The organism is Salegentibacter sp. UBA1130 (assembly GCF_002311535.1).
In the GTDB taxonomy this organism is placed as follows: domain Bacteria; phylum Bacteroidota; class Bacteroidia; order Flavobacteriales; family Flavobacteriaceae; genus Salegentibacter; species Salegentibacter agarivorans.
Genome location: NZ_DCAP01000038.1, coordinates 385,183 through 408,205, shown reverse-complemented (window position 1 = coordinate 408,205; position 23,023 = coordinate 385,183). Strand labels below are relative to the sequence as shown.

Genomic DNA, 23,023 nt, shown 5'->3' with positions numbered 1-23,023 from the left:
AAATTTTAAATCACCGCAAAACAAAAATTGAATTTTTTTCAGGTTTTTTTCGAGAAAAAATTCAATCTAATTCTATCACTCAAATAACCAACGGTATACATCATTCCCATTGGCATAAAGTACCAGTGCGATTAAGATAAAAAAGCCAACCATTTGGGCAACTTCCATAAATTTATCGTTAGGTTTCCTGCCGGTTACCATTTCATATAAGAGGAACATCACATGCCCGCCATCTAAAGCCGGTATTGGCAAGATGTTCATAAATGCAAGGATTATAGAAATTAAGGCTGTAGTATGCCAAAATCCCTTCCAGTTCCAGGTATCGGGAAATAAACCGCCAATGGCACCAAATCCACCTAATTGTGTGGCTCCTTTTTGAGTAAAGACATATTTAAACTGGGCCACATAGTCGTGTAAAGTCCAATAACCATAGTCAAAACCTTCTTTTATACTTTCAGCTAAACCATATTTTTGTTGTTTAATTTCAAAGTTACGTTTAACCGAAAAACCAAGAATGCCTTCCTCATCTGGCGCTATCATCACACTCTTAATTTCATCACCTCGCTTAAACACGAGTTCCATTTCCTTTTCCTTATTTTCCAGGCTTATTTGCTTTATTTCATGCCAGTAACCAATCTCCTGTTCATTTAATGCTATTAAGCTGTCTCCTTTTTGAAGTCCGGCAATTTCGGCAGCCTGCTGGGGCATCACACTATCCAATACCGCATTCTGAATAGGAATAAAAGGTATCATAATGCCTTTCTCCCACATTTGCTCCCCTATATCTTCAGGAACTTCAATAATTTCTTCTTCGCCATTTTGGTGTAAAACGGTAATACTATTTACATCGCGCATAAATAAATACCGATTTACATCGTCGCTATTTTGAAGGTCTTCCCCGTTTATTTGCAAAACGCGGTCGCCATCTTCAAACCCGTATTGTTTAAATTCTTCAGCAATTGCAAAACCTTCAGGCATTTCATCTGGACCCACATAATTCTTACCCCAAACAAACATGATCATCATATAAATAAGAAAACCAAGTACCAGGTTTACGGTAACTCCTCCCAGCATAATTATGAGACGCTGCCAGGCAGGTTTACTTCTAAATTCCCAGGGTTCTGGCGGTTTTGCCATTTGCTCCCTGTCCATGCTTTCGTCTATCATTCCTGAAATTTTCACATAACCTCCTAAAGGCAACCAGCCAATACCGTAAACGGTACCGCCAATTTTCTTCTTGAACAATGCGAATTTCACATCAAAAAAGAGAAAGAATTTTTCTACTCTGGTTTTAAATATTTTAGCGGGAATAAAATGCCCAAGTTCGTGTAAGACTATAAGTAAAGACAAGCTTAACAGTAACTGTATGGCTTTAACTATAAATGGATCCATGCGTAATGCTTCAAATTTTAAATCGCACAAAAGTAAACTTTTATAATCTCCTAAAAAAGTTTAAAGCCCTCCTGTTTTAGACATCTGAAATTTTAAGTTTTAAACTGCGACTAATTGATTGTTAGCACTTAATTTTGCAGTAAACAATTGTCTAATTTTCGAGACAAACCTCGGAGCATTAAAATCTCGATTATCGAGTAATTTTGCCTGAAAATCTAAAAGTATGCGTGATCTTTTTGCCTGGCTCAAGAAATTTGCCATCGTCCTGTTTATACTTTCGGTAATTATAATCTATAGTATTTACACGCTCTTAAATCCCAAAGAACGTTTGCCTGTTTTTCAGCCCGATATGGTAAATGCCGAATTGGTAGATTCTACCGTTCAATATGTTCGTAAATACCACACCGTAAAAGATTTTAAACTCATTAATCAAAACGGCGATACTATTACTGAAGATTTTTATGAAGATAAAATTTATGTAGCCGATTTCTTCTTTACAACCTGCCTAACCATTTGCCCAGTGATGACTGATCATATGCTGAAAATTCAGGAGAAAATTAAAGACGATCCTGAAGTTTTATTACTTTCCCATACTGTTTTCCCAAAAACAGATTCGGTACCGGTTTTAAAAGAATATGCTATAGAAAAAGGGGTGCTTGATGAAAAATGGAATCTTGTTACTGGGGATAAGAAACATATTTACGACCTCGCCCGCAAATCTTACCTCGCTTCAAAAAGCAATGGTGATGGCGGACCGTATGATATGATTCATACCGAAAATTTTGTGCTGGTAGATAAAGAAAAACGCATTCGAGGTTTTTATGACGGAACGGATGCCGAAGCTATAGAAGACCTTTTACACGATATAAAAGTGTTAAAAGCTGAATATAAATAACTCCGAAAGTTTAACTGCAGCCAGAAGCACTTTAAGCCATAATTAAAGGCTAAACCGACTTTTTTATCTGAAATTTTTTCCTGCTGAAATTTTACCTTACTTTTGTCTTGTTTAAAATCAATCTAAATAAAAAGTGAAACTAACCCTGGCCGATTTAAAACGTGGTGAACGCGGAATTATCAAAGATTTTTCTGAAGAAAATATTCCGCTTAAATTACTCGAAATGGGTTGTTTGCCGGGCAATGAAGTTCAAATGCTGCAAATGGCTCCTTTTAGGGATCCAATGTACCTTAACATAAACGGCAGCCACCTGGCCATTAGAAAAGAAATCGCTTTACTTATAGAAATTGACCTTATAAGCTAACATGGCTAAACAAATAAATGTCGCTCTCATAGGAAACCCCAATACCGGGAAAACCTCTGTTTTTAATCAGCTCACCGGGCTTAACCAAAAAGTGGGAAATTATCCCGGAATTACGGTTGAAAAAAAAGAGGGAATCTGCAAACTTCCCCGCGGACTTAAAGCTCATATTTTAGATCTTCCGGGAACTTACAGTCTTAACGCTTCGTCTTTAGATGAAAACGTGGTCATAGAATTATTGCTGAATAAAAGCGATAAAGATTATCCCGATGTTGCTGTTGTTGTTAGCGATGTAGAGAATTTAAAACGAAATCTGCTTCTTTTCACCCAAATTAAAGACCTTGGGATTCCAACAATCCTGGTAATTAATATGGCCGACAGGATGGAGCGTAAAGGAATTTCTCTGGATGTAGATTTACTTGAAGAGCGTTTAAAAACAAAAGTTACCCTGGTCAGCGCCCGAAAAAATACCGGGATTGATGAGCTTAAAGAAGCAATAATCAATTATCGCCATATTTCAGACGAGCCTTGCGTAAATGCCTCAATTATTGCCCCAGAATATTTTGACAGACTGCGCAAAGCATTCCCCAACCAATCACTTTATAAACTTTGGTTAGTAATTACTCAAGATGTAAACTTCGGTAATATTAATAGAAATGAGATAAGTAGTTCTGAACTTTTTGAGACCAAATCTCACACCGAATTAAAGAAACTTCAGCATAAAGAAACCATTTTAAGGTACCAGTTTATAAATGGTGTGCTAAAGGAAACTATGAAGGTAGACGCGAGTTCTGCCAAAGATTTACGTTCTCGGTTAGATCGTGTTCTTACGCACAAAGTTTGGGGTTACGCCATATTTTTTGGAATTCTTTTATTAATTTTCCAGGCAATTTATAGCTGGTCCAGCTACCCAATGGATCTCATTGATGAAACTTTCGCTTTTTTAAGCGAATGGATAAAAACCACCCTACCGGCTGGAGCTTTTACAAATCTTATTGCTGAAGGAATTATACCAGGCCTCGGCGGAATTGTAATTTTTATTCCCCAAATTGCTTTCCTGTTTTTCTTTATTTCAATTTTAGAAGAAACCGGTTATATGAGTCGGGTGGTATTTTTAATGGACCGAATAATGCGAAAATTCGGACTTAGCGGAAAAAGCGTTGTCCCCCTGGTTTCAGGAACCGCCTGCGCAATTCCGGCAGTGATGGCTACACGTAATATTGAAAGTTGGAAAGAGCGTTTAATCACCATTTTAGTGGTGCCTTTTACCACCTGTTCAGCACGATTACCGGTTTATTTAATAATAATCGCCCTGGTAATTCCAGATCGCGCCGTATGGGGTTTTAACCTGCAGGGATTAACCTTAATGCTGCTGTATCTTTTAGGATTTGGTGTGGCCATTGGTTCTGCCTGGATTTTGAATTTAATTCTGAATATAAAAAACCGAAGCCATTTTGTAATTGAAATGCCCAATTACAAGTTACCAATGGGAAAAAACATTGCCATAAATGTGGTTGAAAAAACCAAATCTTTCGTCTTTGGAGCAGGGAAAATAATCCTCGCAATTTCAATTATTTTATGGGTTTTAGCCAGTTATGGGCCGGGAGATAATTTTAATAACGCGAGTGAAATTGTGAGCGAGCAATATGACGAGCAAAGCAATATCACAGAAGATGAGCTTGACGAAGAAATTGCCTCATTCAAATTAAAAAATTCCTATATCGGGATTATGGGAAGAGGTATTGAACCGGTTGTAGCGCCTTTGGGTTATGACTGGAAAATTGGAATTGCGATAATAAGTTCTTTTGCCGCTCGTGAAGTGTTTGTAGGAACTTTGGCTACAATTTACAGTGTAGGTAGCGATGAAGAAGAAACCATTAAAAACCGGATGGCCGCAGAGATCAACCCAATTTTAGGTGGGCCGCTATTTACTTTTGCCAGCGGGGTTAGCTTGTTGCTTTTCTATGCTTTTGCAATGCAATGTATGAGTACTCTGGCCATTGTGAAAAAAGAAACTAATACCTGGAAATGGCCTGTTTTGCAGTTGGTGGTAATGACCTTATTCGCCTACTTTGTAGCTTTAGCGGCTTTTCAATTATTAAAATAAGTGTAAGTTAAATATTATAAAACGACTTAAATATTATGGAATTAATACAGGAAATTCTCGTTTTTATAACCTTCGCGATCGCATTAGGATATATCCTAACAAAATTTATATGGAAACCTGCATTCTTAAAGAAGAAATCTGAAAAGACCAAAGCTTGCGGAGTTTCGGGTTGTGGTTGTGATTAGCGCTTTACTGTTTCAGTTATTTTAAACTGAAGTTGATAATCTGAAGCTTTTATCTTTCTTGAAGTTTTTGGATATAGGGAAAGCGACAGGAATTCTATATCTAATTCTTCCTCAAAAAAAATAGCCAGGCTGGTTTTAAAGGAATTTACATTTGCTCCCAGGCTAATAGTTTCTTTTCCCAAAGATTTTTCACCTTTAAATATTTCTACCAGAATTTTTGCCTCCCCGGCTCTCACACAGGTTACATCGCTGGGACATCTTGAATCTACCAACACTTCTTTAAAATGGATTGTTCTTTCATTAAAATTAAAAGATTCTCCCAACTTAGTTTCAGCAAAATATGTTTCAATTTCGGCCTCATCTTGCGCTGATGCAGAAATAGCAAAAAGAAAAAGACTGAAAACCAACAAAGCTGGTTTTAAAAGATGAAAAACGCTGTTAGCGTAAGTCAATTTCATATTTCTGGGGTTTACTTGCATAGTTCTTTATTATAAAGACTACACTTCAACTTAAATGTTGCAAGAGATTTTAACCTAAACCAACATCCAGGGTCATCATCACCATAAAGCCTACAATAAAGCCCATAGTTGCAATATCGGTAAAATTCCCCTTTTGAGATTCCGGAACAACTTCTTCTACCACCACAAAGATCATCGCACCGGCGGCAAAAGAAAGTGCATAGGGTAAAATAGGCTCAAAAGTCATCACCGCCCAGGCACCAAGCACCGCGGCAAAAGGCTCTACAATAGCCGAAAGTTGACCAAAATTAAAACTTTTCCAACGGCTCATTCCCTGCCCACGAAGCGGCATGGCAACCGCAAAACCTTCAGGAAAGTTTTGTAAACCAATTCCTATGGCAAGAGCCACAGCACCACCAATACTGGCCCCTTCCAGACCCGCACCCGCAGCTCCAAAAAGCACCCCTACGGCCAATCCTTCAGGAATATTATGCAAAGTAATGGCAAGGGTAAGTAGAACAGATTTATGCCAGGGGGTTTTAATTCCTTCAGTCTCACTCATTTTAAAGTTTACGTGCAGGTGAGGCAGTACTTTATCAAGTCCGAATAGAAAAAGTGCTCCCAGTCCAAATCCCACAAGCGGCGGAACTGTTTTTTCAAAACCTTCTCCGGGGCTCATTTCTATCCCCGGCGCCAATAAACTCCAAAAACTGGCAGCCACCATAACACCACCGGTAAACCCAAGCATCCCGTCAAATAATTTTCTATTCATGTTTTTAAATAGAAAAACCAAAGAAGCTCCCGCAGCGGTAAGTAACCAGGTGAAAATTGTAGCCAGTAATGCTGCCATTACCGGGTCTAATTGTTCAAAATAAGCGATTAATTCTTCCATCTATTGGATTTTTATATATAGATTATTTGATATTAATTGTGAAATTCTCAATTCTCTTTCTTCTATTAGAATTAGCATAGACCCATCAAAAGCTTCCTTTTCAAGCACTTTTATATCTTTCCCCAAGGCAATATTATTCTTGTCTAAAAACCTTAAAAATTCAGATGAAGAATCTTTTACGCCTACACAAATTCCCTTTTCTGCTTTCCCCAATTCAGAAAGCAGCATTTTATTAGCTACACTAAAGTTTCCTTCAGCATCAGGAATTGGATCTCCGTGAGGATCGCGTTTAGGAAAACCGAGAAATTTATCTAATTCGTGGGTAAGTTTTTCAGATTTAATATGTTCCAGTTGTTCGGCTATATCGTGTACTTCATCCCAATTAAAATTGAGTTTTTCTACCAGAAAATATTCCCATAAGCGGTGTTTTCTAATTACCTGGATAGCGGTCTTGTCTCCTAATTCACTTAGTTTTACTCCCTGGTATTTCTTATAGATCACCAGTTCCTTTTCCGATAGTTTTTTAATCATATCAGTCACCGAGGAAGCCTTGGTATCCATTTCTTCCGCCAGTGCGTTGGTGCTTACACCAGCCTGGTATTTTCTTTCTAAATGAAAGATTGCTTTAAGATAATTTTCTTCTGAAAAACTAAACATACTTCAAATTTGCTCGATAATCGCGATTTAAAACCAATAGCACCTCGTTAGCTTACTCCGAGGCAGTTTTCATTTCCCAAAAATACATTTTTAAAATTAAAAACCTATTTTTAGACTTATCTAAATATATTTTATAGTTTTGGCAAAAATGAGAAAATGAAAACATTAGCAATAATATTTTTGACACTAATCAGTTTTTCTGGCTTTGCCCAGCACGGAAAACTTTCGGGGGAAATTACTTCAGAAGGCAGTACTGTGGCTTTTGCAAATGTTTATATCAAAGCTTCCGCCCTTGGTACTACGGCCGATAAAGACGGTAAATTCCTATTGAAAAATATTCCGGCAGGGAATCATAGTATTGAGGTTAGCGCTATTGGTTTTAAAAAGTTTAGCCGTGATATTCTAATAAATGAAGGACAAAGCAAAACGCTTAATGTACAACTGGAGAAATCTTCTGAAGAACTTAATGAGGTCTTGATTGTAGATACACAAACCGGGCTTACACGCCGCACGCCTTATAATGTGTCCAGTATAGATATGCAGGGCATTGAAAGCAAAGGAAACCCTAACGGGATGATGGGAAGTTTACGAGAAGTTCCCGGTGTTTATGGAGCAGAATTCGGCCAGGGTATAGTGAAACCTTTTATCCGCGGACTTGGATTTTCCAGGGTGGTTACTATTTACCAGGGAAATAAGCTGGAAAATCATCAATGGGGCGCAGATCACGGCCTGGGAATTAACGATCTCGGCATTAAAAAAGTAGAAGTTATTAAAGGTCCTGCTTCAGTTTTATATGGTTCCGGTGCTTTGGGCGGCGTTCTACTCACTCGGGATGACGAATTTTACAAAGAATCCCCAAGGTTTTCCGGAAATATTGGTGCCACTTTTAATAATGTTTCCAACGGAATTCGCACCTATGCTTCTCTAGGGAAATCTTTTGAATATGGGATTTTTATAGCTACCGATCTTGCTTATGAGAATCACGCAGATTATAAAAACGGGAATGGAAGATTAATTGGAAACAGCCGATTCAATACAAAGACACTTAGACTACACACCGGAATAGAAAAAGAAAACTTTCAGAATAAATTATCATTTTCTTTTAATGATCAAAATTTAGGAATTATCCTGGATGAAGAAATGGAGGATTCAAAAAGCCTCGCCACCGGTCGAAATGACAGGGATATGCAATTGCCGTTTCAGGAGGTAAAAGACTATTTGCTTTCTTATAATCAAACTACGCAACACGAGAATTTTGAGACCTCTCTACACCTTTCACACCACTCAAATAATAGAAAGGAAGTGGAGCAGGATTTTGATCTTGTAGATCTTGGATTGCAGCAAAACCACAGCTTCTACAATGCAAGAATAACTTTTCCTAACGGAAAAATAAAGCATAGCCTGGGAACACAGGGAAGTTTTGTAAAAACCCAGAACATTAAAAATTCACAGGAATTTCTAATTCCTGATGCCGAAATCTTTGAAAACGGAATCTACTACCTGGCGAGTTTAGATATTGACAGTTGGTTTCTCCAGGGCGCCCTTCGTTACGATTATAGAAATGTTACCGCAGATGCCAGTTCAGAAGAACTAATTGCAGACGACTATATCCTTCCCGGGAATCCTCAAAATCGAAAACTTACCAGGACATTTAACGGATTTACCGGTTCTATTGGCGCCACTAAAAAATTTAACGCCAAGAATCAACTAAAGTTTAATTTTTCCACCGGTTTTAGAGCTCCAGATCTGGCTGAATTATTCTCTAACGGTCCACATTCCGGCACCAGCCGATTTGAAAAGGGAAACGATCAATTTGGCAGGGAACAAAGCATACAGGCAGATTTAAGTTATACTTACCGCAACAACAGGTTTGAAAGTACTTTTTCAGCATTTGGTAGCCGGGTAAACAATTATATTTATTTCACCGCTACCGATGAAACATTGCCAGATGAAAACATGGAAATTTGGTCTTATCTCCAAACCGATGCTAACTTATACGGATTTGAATTTGAGATAAAACATACCTGGCTTGACCAGCAACGCCTGGAAACAAAATTTTCAGGAGCTATTGTAAGGGCAGAAGATCTTAAAAACGATAGAAATTTAAGTTTTATCCCACCGGATAATTTTAACCTGGAAGTTGGTTATTTCGGCTTAAATGATAGATCATTCTATGCTTTTTCAAAATTAAGAATGGTAAGCGACCAAAACAGGGCAGGTTTCAATGAAGAAACTACAGCCGGTTATTCATTGCTTAATTTAGGAATAAGTAAGAAATTTAATTTAGGAAACGATGAGCTGGAGACGGGAATTACAGTTTATAACGCCTTAAATAAAAACTATGTAGACCATATGTCAATTTTAAGAGCGTTTAACGTGAGTAGCCCAGGCAGGAATTTTATGCTGAATTTGAAATATAAATTTTAAATTCCGCGTTCTTTTTGAATTTGTTCGTAAGCTTCCTGCACTTTATTAAATTTTTCCTGCGCTCCTTTTCTATAAGCTTCGTCCATATGGCCTAATTTATCGGGATGATATTTTTTAACCATATTTCTGTATGCTTTTTTAACCTCAGCATCAGTAGCCGATTTTTCAATTTCAAGGATTTTATAAGCATTATCGGCAGATTTAAAGAACATAGCTTTTAAGCTTTCAAAATCCATTCGGCCAATTCTAAGATAGCCGGCAATTTCCTGGATTACGCGAGCTTCAGCTTCACTAACACGGCCATCGGCTTGCGCTATTCCGAAGAGAAAGTGAATTATTTGCAAACGTGCAGGATACTTTGTTCTGGCAGCCAAATATTGTGAAATTCTTGATGCTGAAATTTCACGATTTTTAATTAATTCATTAAAAGTTCTAAATGTTGCATTGGCACGTTCTTTCCCATAGGCCTGCACAAAATAGGAGCGTACATAATCCATTTCAGACTGTGAAACCTGTCCATCTGCCTTAATTACCAGGGAACATAGGGAGAGTAAATTTAGTTCAAAATCCCCGGGAGATACAGTTTGATCTTGCTGCCCGAACATTTGCTTAAAGGCTCCACCACTTCCCTTGGTCCAGTTATCTATTAACGTTCCTATTATAAAACCTAAAATGGCTCCCGGAAACCGGAAATACATATAGCCAATCACGGCTGCAATCCATTTAAACATGAAGAAAATTTTAAATAAGCGGCAAAGATACCATTTTACTCATTAAATGAGATTTATTTGCTTAAAGCCTTCACTCAAAATTCAAATCAATTCTAAGTACAAACGAGCTTAGATTCATCAATTTAGCCTATTAGCACATAATTAATTGAAATATGGGCAGCTGAAGTTAATTTGGTATCTTTGTAACTTACTAAAGTTTAATACAAAAAAACAAATATATGTATCCAGCAGATTTAGTAAAACCTATGCGTGAAGACCTTACCAGCATTGGTTTTGAAGAATTACACAGTGTAGAAGATGTAGAGAACGCAATGAAGAAAGATGGAACTACCCTGGTAGTTGTAAATTCAGTTTGTGGATGTGCTGCGGCCAATGCAAGACCAGGCGCCAGAATTTCTTTACAAAATGCAAAAAAACCTGATAATCTGGTAACAGTTTTTGCAGGTGTAGATAAAGAAGCTACCGAAAAGGCTCGTAGTTTAATGGTTCCTTTTCCTCCATCTTCACCTTCTATGGCACTTTTTAAAGATGGTGAATTAGTACACATGTTAGAGCGTCACCACATTGAAGGCCGCCCGGCTGAAATGATTGCTGAAAACCTTATTGGAGCTTATAACGAGTTTTGTTAAGCAGCGATCTAGTATAATAAATTATTGAAAAAAGGTCTGAAAGAGCTTTAAGAACGTCATTCTGAAATAAATTCAGGATCTAACTTATAATTAGGTTAGAAGCTGAAACAAGTTCAGCTTGACGAAAAGTGATCTTTCAGACCTTTTTTATTTCCCTTTCCCCCATTAGTATTTGTAGGTTTTCGGCTTAAATACTTAATTTAGCCGCATAATCTAAGTGATGAAAAAAATACTTTCATACCCCTTATCGGTTTTATTCTATTTTTTCTTTTTTTTAAACCTACTGGTTTTTCATCCCATCCAATGGTTGTGCTTAAAACTTGGTGGCTACCAGCCGCATAAAAAAAGTGTAGATATCTTTAATTTCTTTTTAATGCGTTGCTTAAATATTCTGGGCACACGTTTTACTATAGAAAACCCCCACGATATTCCAATAGAAAAACCCTGCATTTTCGTCGCTAACCACCAGGGAATGTATGATATTCCCCCAATAATCTGGTATTTAAGAAAACACCATCCAAAATTTGTAAGCAAAAAAGAATTGGGAAAAGGAATTCCAAGTATCTCTTTTAATTTACGGCACGGAGGTTCGGTATTGATAGACAGAAAAAATCCCAGGGAATCGCTTATTAAAATGGCGAAATTTGCCAAATACCTCAACAAGACAAACCATTCTGCGGTAATTTTTCCAGAAGGAACCCGCAGCCGAACCGGGGCACCAAAAAAGTTTGCCAAAAGCGGAATGCAAATGCTTTTTAAACAAATGCCAGAAGCTTTAATAGTTCCCATAACCATCAATAATTCCTGGAAACTCTTTAAATACGGTAATTTCCCTATGGAACCGGGCGTCCATATTAAACTGAAAGTTCACGAACCTATTGCCGTAACATCAGACGATCCCGAAGGTTTGGTTGCCAAAGTAGAACGAACTATTATTGCTGATATTAAATAAATATAAAAAATAACCGCCTGTAGGTATATTAAAGCGTCATCCTGAATTTATTTCAGAGCCTGCTCCGAAATTTATTCGGAGATCTAAGATCCTTAGAAGCTGAAACGAGTTCAGCTTGACGAAGCGACACTTCCAAAAATATTCTTTGATTTAAATATGAATAAACCCCAGATATTAAAAAACACTGAAGCCTTCGTAAAAGAAACCCTTAAAAATGCTGAAGGAGGTCACGACTGGTTTCATATTCAGCGGGTTTGGAATAATGCGAAACTGATTGCAAAAAATGAAAATGCGGATCTTTTTATCGTAGAATTAGGCGCTTTGCTTCACGATATAGCCGATTCAAAATTTCATAATGGCGATGAAAGTGTGGGTCCAAAAGTGGCTTCAGAATTTCTTCAGAAACAAGAGGTTTCAGGTGAAATTATTAATCACGTAGTGAAGATTATAGAAAATGTATCTTTTAAAGGCGGAAATATTCAGCAGGAATTTAATTCTATAGAGTTGGAAATAGTTCAGGATGCCGACAGATTAGATGCGCTGGGTGCAATAGGTATTGCCAGAACCTTTAATTACGGCGGCTTTAAAGGCCGTGCCCTTTATGATCCTGAAATTGAACCCGATTTAAATATGACCAAAGAAGAATACAAAGCTTCTACCGCACCAACAATTAATCATTTTTACGAAAAGTTGCTTTTACTAAAAGACCGAATGAATACTAAAACAGGAAAGGAGATTGCCAAAAGGCGCCATGAATTTATGGAACTTTATCTGGAGCAATTTTATGCAGAGTGGGAAGGCACAAAATAATAAAGGCCAGTGCAAATTGGACCAGCCTTTTAATTTAACTGTACGAATAACTAGCCTTTAACCGGCTCTGCTTGTTCTACTTTAAGATGTTCTGCAAAAAAGCCCATCATAACTTTATACAGGTCCAATCGGTTTTCTTCTTTACCGAAGCCATGTCCTTCATCATATTTCACCATATAAGGAACCTCTACACCTTTTTCTCTAAGGGTTTCCACAATTTGATCAGCCTCGTTTATATTTACACGAGGATCGTTGGCTCCCTGCACCACTAACAAAGGATTCTTTATTTTATCTACATGCAATGCCGGAGAAATTTCGTCCATAATTTCTTTTTCTTCCGGAATACCTGGATTGTACCATATTTTATACAATAACTCGCGGTATTTTTCCCAGTAGGGTGGAATAGTTTCCATAAAGGTGTTTAAGTTGCTAACTCCAACATAATCTACACCACAGGCATATTTATCGGGTGTTTTCGTCATTCCGCGCAATACAGCATAACCACCGTGACTACCGCCATAAATCGCCACACGGTCTTTGTCTACCCAACCTTGTTCTACCACATAATCTATCCCGTCTTCTACATCGTCCATGGCTTTACGACCTATCTGCCCAAAGCCGGCTTTTAAAAACTTCTTCCCATAGCCCCCGGAAATTCTGAAATTAACGTGTAAAGTTGCATACCCACGACTTGCAAACAATTGTGCTTCAGGGTTAAAACCCCAGCTATCACGAATTCCTTGCGGCCCGCCGTGCGGATTTACAATCAAAGGTACACGTAATCCTTCTTTATATTCGTTGGGTAGTGTAATATATCCATGAAGCGTTAACCCATCCCGACTTGTAAAGCTAATAGGCTTCATGCTTGCCATATCTTCAGCTTTTAACTGTGGCAACAATTTATATAATAAGGTCACACTATCTTTCTCTACATCGTATAGATAGTATTCACCCACAATTTTATCGCTGGTAACCGCAACCATATATTGCGACTCATCATCGGTTTTTCCAACAGTGAAAAACTGCTTATCGCCAAATTCTTTTTGTAAACGTTTATAGATTTTCTTATAAGTCTCACTTACCGGAACAACCACTGTTTTTTCTCCTGTATAGCTAAAATAATCTATTTCATAATTGCGTTTTCTGGAAAGCGAGATACCCGAAACATCAAAAGTATCATTACTGAAAACAGTTTTTATCTTTTTGTCCTTCTTTAAATCGTAAAGTTGAATCTCTATTTTATCATCTTCAAGATTAGAAACCACATAAGCATCGTCTGGATTTTCAGTATTCGGGTTGAAAGAAGAAATGCCAAAGGTATCACCAAACTCGGTAAGTTTCACCCGTTTAAATTCGCCGTCAATCTTATAAAGCAGCTCTGTATTTACACCATCCACAATTCTTGTAATAGCTCGCAAGTTGCCTTTACGATCAAAATTGTATCCAGCAACCGGTGGGTCCCCATCTTGTACAGTGTACAATTTGGTAACCTCGCCCGTATTTATATTAAGACGATACGGCTCTTCCTGTTGCAAATTGTCCTTATTCATCTGCACAATCACGTGGTTTTCGTCTTCTTTTAAAGACTCTATTATATTAACCCTTACTCCCTCAAAAGGTGTAAGCTCCTTACCATTTTCGCCAGTAACATCTACCCCGAATACGTGATAGTTTTCATTACCTCCTTTATCCTGAAGGTATAAAATACGTTCATTGTTTGCCCAGGAAAAGCCACGAATTAAGTCTTCCTCTTGTTTTTTCAGAAGGGTTTCTTTTTGGGTTGCAGTTTCCTTTAAATACAGGTCGCGCTCACCGGTTTTTCTTCGCTTCATATATGCTATGTATTTTCCGTCTGAAGATAGCTGAAACGAAAAGGCTTCGGGGGTTGTAAAATAATCTTCTACTGAGTATTTGTAATCTCCAGTTTCTTTCGCAGCGAGTTTATCTAATTCGGCATCGGTAGATGGCAATGCAATGTTTCCTGGTTTTTTCTTCACAGTTTTCTTCAATATTAGCGGGTATTCTTTGCCCATTTGTTTGTAAGTCCCTTCAATACAATCATCGGTTAATGTGCCTGTATAGGTCATTTGCATTTTGGCCGATTTAATGGTTAGGGTATCGTCTTGCAAAACTACCGAATCCAGTTCGATTCCTGAAGCTCCCTGGGCAGGAACATCCAGGGTGGCTTCACATCTATCTTCACCCGATGAAATATTAAAAATTAACTCCAGTTGCGTGCCCTGTACATCAAGGTTGCCACTATAGGATCCATACAAATCCTGAGCTTTTATAGAGCCTCCTATCAACAATAAGGCTATTACGAATGGGAATTTTAAAAGTGTTTTCATAATTTTTGGTTTAGAATATTAGTTGTACGATTAGATAAATTGTAACACCTATTAAGATGCCGATAGCAAATTTTATAAGTTTAATGCGTTTTGTAGTGGAATTTTTCACGATTAATGATTTTGTAAATGAATATATTGGGTGACAAATATGTAGGCTATAAAGGCAAAGGCTATGAGCCATAAAATTGATTACTTTTTGAAGTATTCATTGCAGTAGTTTTTAGTTTATCTTGAGTGTTTGTAGCTTACAGGATATTTCCATCTTTAATTTTTACAGTTTTAGTTCTGCCTTTTGACTTAAAATTAAAAGTGATAAAATCCACCGATTTAAAATTTTGAACGTCTTTTTTCAGAATACGGTTTAATCGGTTTGTTCCTTTTCTGCAGAAGAAGAATAAGAGGGATTTATTAATGTGATGCCTAATTTTGAATTACTGAAACCGTCTAGTTTATTGAATTGAATTCCAATGGCGCGATCTTCTACTATTACACTTTCACAATTACAGTTTTGCTGAAGACTCTTTTCAATAGAATTCACTAAACTCCCATTGGATTTGACCATTTTCCCAATTCCAAATCCAAAGGAAATACCTATAATAAACCCCAGGATTATTTTTAATACTAATCCTTTCTTTCGTTTTTTCTCATTCTGTATTTTCATAATAACGCTTTTATATGGTTAACTTCTGAAACCAAATTTGCATCACAAAAACTCATTAAAAAAGAAAAGGAAACCCAGTTTTAGAAAATTAGGGCACAAGAAAAATTACGTTAAACACTGCAAAGAAAAGGATTAAAAAGAAAATAGATTACTTTCAAAAATTGAAATTATACTAAACCTATATTTATATTTAGGGTGCCAACGGGAATTTTAAGTGATATTCTTAATTTCCTTAATGTAAAAAGAAGGGTTAAGACCCGTGTCTTTTTTGAAATATTTAGTGAAAGAATCTGCCGATTTATAACCCACTTCCTCTGCGATGGATTGAATAGAATACGATCTAAAAATCGCATCGTTCTTTAACCTTGTAATGGCATAATTTATACGAAGGTCGTTAATGTAAGTATTAAAATTCTTTCCATAATAGTTGTTAATCACTTTAGAAAGATAAGAGGTATTTGTTCCAATTTTTCTGGCTACATTATAGGAATTGCATTCTTGTTTTAAAAAATATTCTTGTTTTTCCAGTTTTTTGAGACCCTCAAGTATTTGTTGTTTTGTTTCTTCCGGCACTTCGGTGATATTTTTTTCTTCCAGCTCTTCGTCTCTGGTATCAATAATACCTTCAGGAGATGGGGCTGCCTCAATTTTTGCCAATAATGTTTCAAATTTTAATTCGTCTGCTTTCTTATTTCGGTAAAATTTCAGCAATAGAAAGAGGAGCGCCAAAATAAGGATAGCACCTCCTAATAGTAAATACTTAAAATTTGATTGATTTTTTTCTTTTTCAGAGACCAAAGCATCAAAATCTTTTTTAAATGCGGCCCTTTCTTTTTTTATAAAGCTTTCTCTGGCGTTTTCCTTAAGTTGGTTAAATTCAGCTTGCGTACTAAGGTATTTTTCAAAATAATAACTTGCGCTTTCAAAATTGCCTGTATTTTTATAAGCTTCAGCCAACTTATCGTAATAATCTCCCATAAATCCTTCTTCTACCGCAGTTACCTGATAATCGTCCAGACCTTTCTGTAATATTCTTATAGCCTCAGGATAGTTTTTTTCGCCAACTTCTATTTTACCCAAAGCATAGGCTTTGTTTAGTTGTATTAAATCATATTCGCTGGGACAAACAGCGTATGCTTTTTCATAGTTTTGTCGGGCGGCTTTAAACCTTTTTTCTTTGTATGCTATTTCAGCATCTATAGTATACTTATAAGCTGCATAGCAAGTATCCAGTTCTTTTTCTTTAAACTTTTTAATGTTGGTACTATATAACTTTGCTGAATCCAGTTGATTTAATTTTAAATGCGAAATAGCCAAACTGCTGTATATTGAAAGAATATTGCTATTCTTTTTTATTTGATTAAAATTAGAATCAAGAGGTTTGTTTTGATAATATTCCAATGATTTTTTATAAGTGTTTATTGCTTTTTCCGTATTGCCACTAAAATCCTGAACAGCAGCTATTTTATTAAGCGCAGTTTCCCTATACACCTCATCATTTCGGGCTTCAGCAAGTTGTAATAACTTATTATAATAGAAAGGTTGCTTATCAACTGTAGTTACCGCTTTTTGCAAGTCTCCAAGAAAAGAAAGCGACCTCATCTCCTGCTTTGGAAGGTTGTTATTTTTGGCAAATTCTAAGGTTTTTTCAGCCTGCTCATTGGCTTCCTTATACATCCGGAACCTAACATAAATTAGAGCAATAGATTCCATCCCTAACCATTCTTCGGTTTTATCTTTCTCCCTTTTTCCTTTTAAAATATATGCTTCGGCAGCCTTGATTGCTTTCGGCCTATCAGAAAATTTATATTTATGAATGGAGTCTCTAATAGCATCAAAAGGTAATTGAGATAGCTTCTCTTCGGTTTGTGAAAATGAAGAAAACACAAATGTGACCGTAAAAAAAGCAAAAGGTAATATCTCATAAATAGTGAGTAGCCAGAAAGCTATTTTTGTAACACTATGCTAAACATACCAAATAAATCTTTTAGGAAAGCTAAATGCCAGACTTATTTCTCCCTTTGGCAAGTGGGACAAAAATAAGTGGTTCTGCCTGAAACTTTAATTTGTTCTATTTTACCATTATTCCTGGGACAATCGGCACCTTTTTTACGAACGGTAGTGATATAGCTTTCGGGTAGTTTTCGCCCTTCTTCCCTGACTTTTTTAACTACCTCCAGAACTTCTTCAATCTTTTTAAAAATTTCGATTTTCTCTTTTTCTGAAAGTTGATCTACTTTTGTTGTTGGATGAATTTTAACCTGAAAAAGTATTTCATCAGCATATAAATTCCCAATTCCAGCGAGGAGTTTTTGATTCATTAGCAGAGCTTTTATCGTCCCGGTTTTACCTTCTAAAATTTCGAAAAACTGTTCCTTTTGAAGAGCAAGCGCATCAACTCCCAGACCGTTCTCTTTCTGAAATTTAACCAGACTTTCAGCTAAATAAAGCTTTCCAAATTTACGCGGGCAGGTAAAGGAAACTTTAGAATGGTCTTCAAAGGTAAGGGTGAGTTGCGCATATTTAGGTATTTCTTCGTGCTGATAATACTCCAGTTTCCCGGTCATCCCAAAATGTACCACCAAAACTCTTTTATTTTTTAAATTCAGGAAAAGATATTTTCCTAAACGATCACTCCCAATAAATTGATTGTCTTTTAGGGTTTCCTCAAATTCATTTTTATCCGACTGGTAGATCTTTTTATCACCGGTCTCTACTTTTACGATCTTCTTATGCAGAATAGTAGCATCGGCATATTTTTTCTGATAGGCAACTTCGGGTAGTTCTGGCATATTCTCTGTTCTCTGTTCTCTGTTCTCTGTTCTCTGTTCTCTGTTCTCTGTTCTCTAAAATATTAATGATTTCAGCTTTAGGCTTATAAATTCATCTTAAATTTCACGACAGTCTTTCAAAAAAGCTTCATTTGTCCATCTTTGTATTGCTCGTGTAGATCGCAATTTAAAACCGGCCTTTCTCTTTCCTTTAGATATTTTGCTTTAGCAATTTTAAACTGCTGTGCCACCTGGCTGGCAAATTCACCTTCGCCTTTCATTCTTGTTCCAAACCTGCTATCGTTTAAACTTCCACCGTGAACACTTTCTATTTGATGCAAAACTTTATCGGCCCTGTCTGGCATCGCTTTCCTAATCCAATCGGTAAAAATGCCTCCAATAGCTCCGTTTAATCTAACAATTGTATAGCCAACACCCAGCGCACCCCTCTCAGCTACTTCTTTCACCAGCGGCATAATTTCGTGGGAATTTATTGAGGGAATTATTGGCGCCATCATCACGCTCACCGGAATACCTGCTACAGAAAGCTTTTCTATAGTTTCCAGTCGTTTTTTTATACTAGCCGTTCTGGGTTCCAAAATTCTTCGGGTTTCTTCCTCGAGGGAAGTGACCGATAAGCTAACCTGAACCAAATTATCTGCCGCCAGGTCTTTTAATATATCTATATCCCGCTGTATCAGGGCGTTTTTGGTGATAATACCAACCGGATGTTTATACTTTAAAAAAGTTTGAAGCAGCTGCCTCGTAATTTTTAGTTTTTTTTCGATTGGCTGATAACAATCTGTATTACCAGATAGCACAATAGGGGTAGCTTCCCAATTTTTGCTACTAATCTTCTTTTGCAGCAGTTCTACCGCATTTCTTTTTACCAGGATCTTTTGTTCAAAATCAAGTCCCGCACTATAGCCCCAATATTCATGAGAATTACGGGCGTAACAATAAATACAACCGTGTTCACAGCCCTGATAAGGATTTAACGAAAATCCCATCCCAACATCTGGGCTGGTCACTTTATTTACAATAGTTTTTGGAAAAGTATCTATTAAGACCGTTTTAGAATTTTGCACCTCATCGCCTTCAGTAGCGCAATGGTTGAGAAAATCATCACGAAACTCATGATCGTGTGCGTCAAATCGGTTATGCACATTTAGCTGCGCACCTCTTCCGTAGATAAAATCTTTATTATTGGACATATTACAAATTTATGGAATATATCCTATTTATAAAATAAAAAATAAGCTTTAACATCCAAAAATTAAATTCTGAATGCTAAAGCTTTTATTTTAGTTACCCGGGAAATCGGCTTTACGTTTGTTTAAAAATGCCGAAGTGCCTTCTTCAAAATCTTCGGTACCAAAAGAGTTTCCAAATTCACTAATTTCCACTTCATAACCATTTACGCCATCTTCGTAATTTGAATTTATAGCTCGAATTGCGGCGCTTATAGCCACTAAGGAATTCTTCATAATTTTTCCTGCAATCTTTTCGGTAAATTCTATCAGTTCTTCGGGCTCACAAACGTGATTCACAAGATTATACTGAAGCGCCTGGTTGGCATCTATCATTCCCGCGGTCATAATCATTTCCATCGCGCGACCTTTTCCTACTAATTGCGGAAGTCTCTGCGTGCCGCCGTAACCGGGAATCACCCCAAGTGAAGTCTCAGGAAGTCCCATTTTGGCATTATCACTGGCTATTCTAAAATGTGCTGCCATTGCTAATTCGAGTCCGCCACCAAGGGCAAAACCGTTTACCGCGGCAATAACCGGTTTTGGAAAATTTGCTACAAAATCGAATAATTTCGCCTGACCTTCAGCTGCAAGTTCGCGACCTTCTTCAGGAGAGAAATCGGCAAATTCACTAATATCGGCACCGGCAACAAAAGCTTTTTCTCCCGTTCCGGTTAGAATAATCACTTTTACTTCTTCATCTTCTTTTGCTTCAGTAAAAGCCTGGTGCAATTCTTCAATGGTATCGCGGTTTAAAGCGTTTAATTTTTTAGGACGGTTAATTGTAATTTGTAAAATACCGTCGTTATTTTCGGTTAAAATATTTTCGAATTCCATATTTAAAATTTTTGGTTCGTTCTTTATTATTTAGGAAAACGCAACTTAAACGTAGTGCCCCTTCCTGGCTTAGAAGTAAAGTTAATACTTCCATTATAAGTTTCCACAATATTCTTTACCATAGCAAGGCCAAGCCCCATTCCGCTGGATTTAGTAGTAAATTTAGGTTCAAAAACTTTCTCTATATTTTCTTCGGAAATACCCGCACCGTTATCTGAAATGATCACGCAAACATTCTTTTCTTCCTCGTGAATGCTTACCATTATACGTGGATTTTCCTGCTTATCCATTGCCTGAATGGCATTTTTTACCAAATTGGTAATTACCCTAATGAGTTGCGTTCTATCAAATTTTGCGAGAATTTCTTCTTTTTCGCTGGAAAACTGAATATAATCTTCATTAAAAATATCCAGTGCAAGTTTTACAATTTTTGGAACATTCAGCATTTCGTTTTGCTGAGCGGGCATTTTAGCAAAATTCGAAAAAGCTTCAGCAATAGAACTCATCGTATCTATTTGATTAATAAGCGTGGTAGAATATTCGGCTACTTTTGCTTCAATTTCGGGATCGTTTTTATCAAAATTCCGTTCAAAACTTTGTACGCTTAAGCGCATTGGAGTTAACGGATTTTTAATTTCATGAGCTACCTGTTTGGCCATCTCCCGCCACGCCTGTTCCCTTTCGCCGGCGGCCAGTTTAACCGCGCTTTCTTCCAACTCGTCTATCATACTATTATACGCTGTCACGAGCGTATAAATCTCTTCGGAAGCGTTATTTATATCTATTTTCTGGTTGCGTTTATCCAGGCGGGTTTCGGTAATTTTATCTGAAATAATTTTAAGGGATTTCGTGATATATTTTGAAAGAAAATAAGACATAATAATCGCCAAGGCAAGCATAAACAGATACACTTCCAGCATCCTTATAAGGAAATTATTCAAATCTCGGTTTAAAACCGTATCATCCTGAACATAGGGAAGATAGAGTATCGCCAGGGGTTTAAATTTCTTATCTAAAATATAAGTATATGAAGATTGAAATTTTTGACCGTTAATTTCGGTTTTCTCAATATACCGTTTGCTTTCTGAGCGTTCCAGTTTTCTAAGAATGTCTTTGTCCAGCTGATTATCTGTAGTATCCCTGAAAAAAGACTGATCTGATTTTATTAAAAGCCGACCCTGAAAATCATAAATATTAATTTGCATCTCGTGCACCTGGGCCATTTCGTGAATCTTATTCCGCTCCCCAAAGATCATATCAATATTCTCGGTATTGATTAGGTAGGTTGTACTGGCGAGAATAAATTTTATATTTTCCCTAATAGCCTGCTCCTTTCTTTCCAGGCGTTCGCGGTGGTAGTTTTCGGCTTCCAGCTTATATTGATAAACTGTGATCCCAACAATTAAAATTGAAGCTCCCAACACCAATAAAATCATGGAGATAAATATGCGGGTACTTAAAGAAAGTTTTGAAAGCTTCATAAACAATTATTAGCGCAAATTAATCAATTATCACACCAATTAGGCATCGGGGTTTTTAGTTCTAATTCGCTTATACATTTTAATTCCCAGCATAAGCATGCCCGCCAATAAAAATATTCCTAAAACTCCGTAGATCCAGTTTAGAGCATCTTTTATAATCACTAAAAAAATAACCGCAAAAAGAATTAAAGTAGAACCCTCGTTCCATAATCTCATTTGATTGGAAGTCCACTTCACAACATCTTGTTGAAGTTCCTTAAAAATAAGATGACATTTAATATGGTAGGCATAAAGTAACACAACGAAACCCAATTTTACCAACATCCAATCTTGCGAAAGCCATCCCGGTGCTAAATAAAGTAAAAGAAAAGCAAATAAACTCGCTAAAATAGCCGAAGGCCAGGTAATTATAAACCACAACCTTTTAGTCATTAGTTTAAACTGGTTGGCAAGAATACTTTTATCAGGTTCAGGTTTTTGAGTAGCTTCTATATGGTAAATAAATAAACGCGGAATATAAAAAAGCCCGGCAAACCATGTGATTACAAAAATAAGGTGCAAAGCTTTTATGTACTGGTAATATTCTATCACAGATTAAGGTTTTTTAGTTGGGTTTTGATGGGTGTTGAAGACAGACTGAATTAAAATTTGATCTTTAAAAATCCTGTAAATAATGAGAAATGGAAATTTTTTTAAAGGTACCTGCCTATAACCTTTCTTAATTTCACTAAATAAATAAGGATCAAAACGTAAAAGATTATATATTAAGTTAATTTCCTTTAAAAGCTCTTTTCCCGCTTTCAGATTCCTGGATGAATACCATTTTAAAGCATCACTTATTTCTAAACTAGCCCTGGGTAAAATCCTTATCTTATAATCCATATTTTTCTTTCAACTCATGCTCAACTTTCTCCCATTTTTCAGATTGTATCTCTTCATTTTGATAGGCTATGAAATCTTTTTCCAATTGCTCATAAATTCGATCTGGAACAACGGAATTTGTAGTAGTTAATTCATATTCTTCCCCCGGTTCAAGAGCATTTACTCTCTGCAATAATTCTTCAACTTGCTTCAACAAAGCAATATCGTTACAGGCAATAATCTTCTGAATCAATTCTATTTTTAAAGCATTTGTATCCATGGTATTTCCAGCTTTCTAACAAAGATAGGGATTTATGA

23 protein-coding genes are annotated in these 23,023 nt (G+C 36.7%); 8 read left to right on the top strand and 15 right to left on the bottom strand.

Annotated elements, in window-relative coordinates; all coding sequences use genetic code 11:
- Positions 1–75: 75 nt before the first annotated feature.
- The gene (gene rseP, locus B4F31_RS16775) at positions 76–1,392 is read right to left on the bottom strand and encodes an RIP metalloprotease RseP (RefSeq protein WP_075325532.1); all 1,317 of its coding nucleotides are present in this window, start codon (positions 1,390–1,392) and stop codon (positions 76–78) included.
- A gap of 223 nt (positions 1,393–1,615) precedes the next feature.
- Between rseP and B4F31_RS16770 the strand changes: the two genes are divergently transcribed.
- From B4F31_RS16770 to B4F31_RS16755, 4 genes are all read left to right on the top strand, one after another.
- Positions 1,616–2,287, top strand: coding sequence for an SCO family protein (locus B4F31_RS16770; RefSeq protein WP_075325531.1), 672 nt, complete (start codon positions 1,616–1,618; stop codon positions 2,285–2,287).
- A 133-nt stretch (positions 2,288–2,420) separates the two neighbouring features.
- The gene (locus B4F31_RS16765; RefSeq protein ID WP_075325530.1) at positions 2,421–2,651 is read left to right on the top strand and encodes a FeoA family protein; all 231 of its coding nucleotides are present in this window, start codon (positions 2,421–2,423) and stop codon (positions 2,649–2,651) included.
- Between the two features lies 1 nt (position 2,652).
- Entirely contained in the window at positions 2,653–4,755 is a 2,103-nt protein-coding gene (feoB, locus tag B4F31_RS16760) for a ferrous iron transport protein B (RefSeq protein ID WP_075325529.1), read from the top strand.
- A gap of 35 nt (positions 4,756–4,790) precedes the next feature.
- Complete coding sequence (locus tag B4F31_RS16755; protein ID WP_177195687.1) at positions 4,791–4,940, top strand: hypothetical protein; 150 nt, start codon at positions 4,791–4,793, stop codon at positions 4,938–4,940.
- Here B4F31_RS16755 and B4F31_RS16750 read toward each other — a convergent pair.
- The 3 genes from B4F31_RS16750 to B4F31_RS16740 form a co-directional block, all read right to left on the bottom strand.
- A complete protein-coding gene (locus B4F31_RS16750) occupies positions 4,937–5,398 on the bottom strand; it encodes a hypothetical protein (protein WP_286761789.1) in 462 nt (153 codons plus the stop codon). The genes B4F31_RS16755 and B4F31_RS16750 overlap by 4 nt on opposite strands.
- 70 nt (positions 5,399–5,468) lie before the next feature.
- On the bottom strand, positions 5,469–6,290 hold the full coding sequence (locus B4F31_RS16745; RefSeq protein ID WP_075325527.1) for a ZIP family metal transporter: 822 nt from the start codon (positions 6,288–6,290) through the stop codon (positions 5,469–5,471).
- Positions 6,291–6,947, bottom strand: coding sequence for a metal-dependent transcriptional regulator (locus B4F31_RS16740; protein WP_075325526.1), 657 nt, complete (start codon positions 6,945–6,947; stop codon positions 6,291–6,293).
- Positions 6,948–7,103: 156 nt separating this feature from the next.
- Between B4F31_RS16740 and B4F31_RS16735 the strand changes: the two genes are divergently transcribed.
- A complete protein-coding gene (locus B4F31_RS16735; RefSeq protein ID WP_286761788.1) occupies positions 7,104–9,374 on the top strand; it encodes a TonB-dependent receptor in 2,271 nt (756 codons plus the stop codon).
- Here B4F31_RS16735 and B4F31_RS16730 read toward each other — a convergent pair.
- On the bottom strand, positions 9,371–10,105 hold the full coding sequence (locus B4F31_RS16730; protein ID WP_075325524.1) for a TerB family tellurite resistance protein: 735 nt from the start codon (positions 10,103–10,105) through the stop codon (positions 9,371–9,373). The two genes, B4F31_RS16735 and B4F31_RS16730, sit on opposite strands and share 4 nt — an antisense overlap.
- 218 nt (positions 10,106–10,323) lie before the next feature.
- Between B4F31_RS16730 and B4F31_RS16725 the strand changes: the two genes are divergently transcribed.
- The 3 genes from B4F31_RS16725 to B4F31_RS16715 all read left to right on the top strand — a co-directional run bounded on the left by B4F31_RS16725 (position 10,324) and on the right by B4F31_RS16715 (position 12,496).
- Positions 10,324–10,734 (top strand): BrxA/BrxB family bacilliredoxin, encoded by a 411-nt coding sequence (locus tag B4F31_RS16725; protein WP_075325523.1) that lies wholly within the window; start codon positions 10,324–10,326, stop codon positions 10,732–10,734.
- Positions 10,735–10,954: 220 nt separating this feature from the next.
- Positions 10,955–11,686 (top strand): lysophospholipid acyltransferase family protein, encoded by a 732-nt coding sequence (locus B4F31_RS16720; RefSeq protein WP_286761787.1) that lies wholly within the window; start codon positions 10,955–10,957, stop codon positions 11,684–11,686.
- Positions 11,687–11,842: 156 nt separating this feature from the next.
- Positions 11,843–12,496 carry an HD domain-containing protein gene (locus B4F31_RS16715; RefSeq protein WP_286761786.1) on the top strand — a complete coding sequence of 218 codons (654 nt, stop codon included), beginning with the start codon at positions 11,843–11,845 and terminating at the stop codon, positions 12,494–12,496.
- Between the two features lie 50 nt (positions 12,497–12,546).
- Here B4F31_RS16715 and B4F31_RS16710 read toward each other — a convergent pair whose 3' ends face one another.
- From B4F31_RS16710 to B4F31_RS16665, 10 genes are all read right to left on the bottom strand, one after another.
- A complete protein-coding gene (locus B4F31_RS16710; RefSeq protein ID WP_286761785.1) occupies positions 12,547–14,844 on the bottom strand; it encodes an alpha/beta hydrolase family protein in 2,298 nt (765 codons plus the stop codon).
- 361 nt (positions 14,845–15,205) lie between these two features.
- Positions 15,206–15,505 (bottom strand): hypothetical protein, encoded by a 300-nt coding sequence (locus tag B4F31_RS16705; RefSeq protein WP_286761784.1) that lies wholly within the window; start codon positions 15,503–15,505, stop codon positions 15,206–15,208.
- A gap of 210 nt (positions 15,506–15,715) precedes the next feature.
- On the bottom strand, positions 15,716–17,392 hold the full coding sequence (locus tag B4F31_RS16700; RefSeq protein WP_286761783.1) for an AraC family transcriptional regulator: 1,677 nt from the start codon (positions 17,390–17,392) through the stop codon (positions 15,716–15,718).
- A 122-nt stretch (positions 17,393–17,514) separates the two neighbouring features.
- Entirely contained in the window at positions 17,515–18,297 is a 783-nt protein-coding gene (locus tag B4F31_RS16695) for an Fpg/Nei family DNA glycosylase (protein WP_093304502.1), read from the bottom strand.
- A gap of 116 nt (positions 18,298–18,413) precedes the next feature.
- Positions 18,414–19,490: a PA0069 family radical SAM protein gene (locus B4F31_RS16690; protein ID WP_093304504.1), complete on the bottom strand. Its 1,077-nt coding sequence runs from the start codon at positions 19,488–19,490 to the stop codon at positions 18,414–18,416.
- Positions 19,491–19,580: 90 nt separating this feature from the next.
- Positions 19,581–20,363, bottom strand: a complete 783-nt coding sequence (locus B4F31_RS16685; protein ID WP_093304506.1) for an enoyl-CoA hydratase/isomerase family protein — start codon at positions 20,361–20,363, stop codon at positions 19,581–19,583.
- A gap of 26 nt (positions 20,364–20,389) precedes the next feature.
- The gene (locus B4F31_RS16680) at positions 20,390–21,844 is read right to left on the bottom strand and encodes a sensor histidine kinase (protein WP_075325511.1); all 1,455 of its coding nucleotides are present in this window, start codon (positions 21,842–21,844) and stop codon (positions 20,390–20,392) included.
- A gap of 39 nt (positions 21,845–21,883) precedes the next feature.
- On the bottom strand, positions 21,884–22,432 hold the full coding sequence (locus B4F31_RS16675) for a CopD family protein (RefSeq protein ID WP_075327884.1): 549 nt from the start codon (positions 22,430–22,432) through the stop codon (positions 21,884–21,886).
- Positions 22,433–22,438: 6 nt separating this feature from the next.
- Positions 22,439–22,726 carry a type II toxin-antitoxin system RelE/ParE family toxin gene (locus B4F31_RS16670; RefSeq protein ID WP_286761782.1) on the bottom strand — a complete coding sequence of 96 codons (288 nt, stop codon included), beginning with the start codon at positions 22,724–22,726 and terminating at the stop codon, positions 22,439–22,441.
- The gene (locus B4F31_RS16665; protein WP_075325509.1) at positions 22,716–22,985 is read right to left on the bottom strand and encodes a hypothetical protein; all 270 of its coding nucleotides are present in this window, start codon (positions 22,983–22,985) and stop codon (positions 22,716–22,718) included. Before B4F31_RS16665 ends, B4F31_RS16670 begins: the two co-directional genes overlap by 11 nt.
- Between the last annotated feature and the right edge of the window lie 38 nt (positions 22,986–23,023).

What these genes read in the sequence shown, in the direction of transcription:
- rseP (WP_075325532.1), bottom strand. Translation starts at nt 1,392, where the DNA reads ATGGATCCATTTATAGTTAAAGCCATACAGTTACTGTTAAGCTTGTCT.
- B4F31_RS16770 (WP_075325531.1), top strand. Translation starts at nt 1,616, where the DNA reads ATGCGTGATCTTTTTGCCTGGCTCAAGAAATTTGCCATCGTCCTGTTT.
- feoB (WP_075325529.1), top strand. Translation starts at nt 2,653, where the DNA reads ATGGCTAAACAAATAAATGTCGCTCTCATAGGAAACCCCAATACCGGG.
- B4F31_RS16755 (WP_177195687.1), top strand. Translation starts at nt 4,791, where the DNA reads ATGGAATTAATACAGGAAATTCTCGTTTTTATAACCTTCGCGATCGCA.
- B4F31_RS16750 (WP_286761789.1), bottom strand. Translation starts at nt 5,398, where the DNA reads ATGAAATTGACTTACGCTAACAGCGTTTTTCATCTTTTAAAACCAGCT.
- B4F31_RS16745 (WP_075325527.1), bottom strand. Translation starts at nt 6,290, where the DNA reads ATGGAAGAATTAATCGCTTATTTTGAACAATTAGACCCGGTAATGGCA.
- B4F31_RS16740 (WP_075325526.1), bottom strand. Translation starts at nt 6,947, where the DNA reads ATGTTTAGTTTTTCAGAAGAAAATTATCTTAAAGCAATCTTTCATTTA.
- B4F31_RS16735 (WP_286761788.1), top strand. Translation starts at nt 7,104, where the DNA reads ATGAAAACATTAGCAATAATATTTTTGACACTAATCAGTTTTTCTGGC.
- B4F31_RS16730 (WP_075325524.1), bottom strand. Translation starts at nt 10,105, where the DNA reads ATGTTTAAATGGATTGCAGCCGTGATTGGCTATATGTATTTCCGGTTT.
- B4F31_RS16725 (WP_075325523.1), top strand. Translation starts at nt 10,324, where the DNA reads ATGTATCCAGCAGATTTAGTAAAACCTATGCGTGAAGACCTTACCAGC.
- B4F31_RS16720 (WP_286761787.1), top strand. Translation starts at nt 10,955, where the DNA reads ATGAAAAAAATACTTTCATACCCCTTATCGGTTTTATTCTATTTTTTC.
- B4F31_RS16715 (WP_286761786.1), top strand. Translation starts at nt 11,843, where the DNA reads ATGAATAAACCCCAGATATTAAAAAACACTGAAGCCTTCGTAAAAGAA.
- B4F31_RS16710 (WP_286761785.1), bottom strand. Translation starts at nt 14,844, where the DNA reads ATGAAAACACTTTTAAAATTCCCATTCGTAATAGCCTTATTGTTGATA.
- B4F31_RS16705 (WP_286761784.1), bottom strand. Translation starts at nt 15,505, where the DNA reads ATGAAAATACAGAATGAGAAAAAACGAAAGAAAGGATTAGTATTAAAA.
- B4F31_RS16695 (WP_093304502.1), bottom strand. Translation starts at nt 18,297, where the DNA reads ATGCCAGAACTACCCGAAGTTGCCTATCAGAAAAAATATGCCGATGCT.
- B4F31_RS16690 (WP_093304504.1), bottom strand. Translation starts at nt 19,490, where the DNA reads ATGTCCAATAATAAAGATTTTATCTACGGAAGAGGTGCGCAGCTAAAT.
- B4F31_RS16685 (WP_093304506.1), bottom strand. Translation starts at nt 20,363, where the DNA reads ATGGAATTCGAAAATATTTTAACCGAAAATAACGACGGTATTTTACAA.
- B4F31_RS16680 (WP_075325511.1), bottom strand. Translation starts at nt 21,844, where the DNA reads ATGAAGCTTTCAAAACTTTCTTTAAGTACCCGCATATTTATCTCCATG.
- B4F31_RS16670 (WP_286761782.1), bottom strand. Translation starts at nt 22,726, where the DNA reads ATGGATTATAAGATAAGGATTTTACCCAGGGCTAGTTTAGAAATAAGT.
- B4F31_RS16665 (WP_075325509.1), bottom strand. Translation starts at nt 22,985, where the DNA reads ATGGATACAAATGCTTTAAAAATAGAATTGATTCAGAAGATTATTGCC.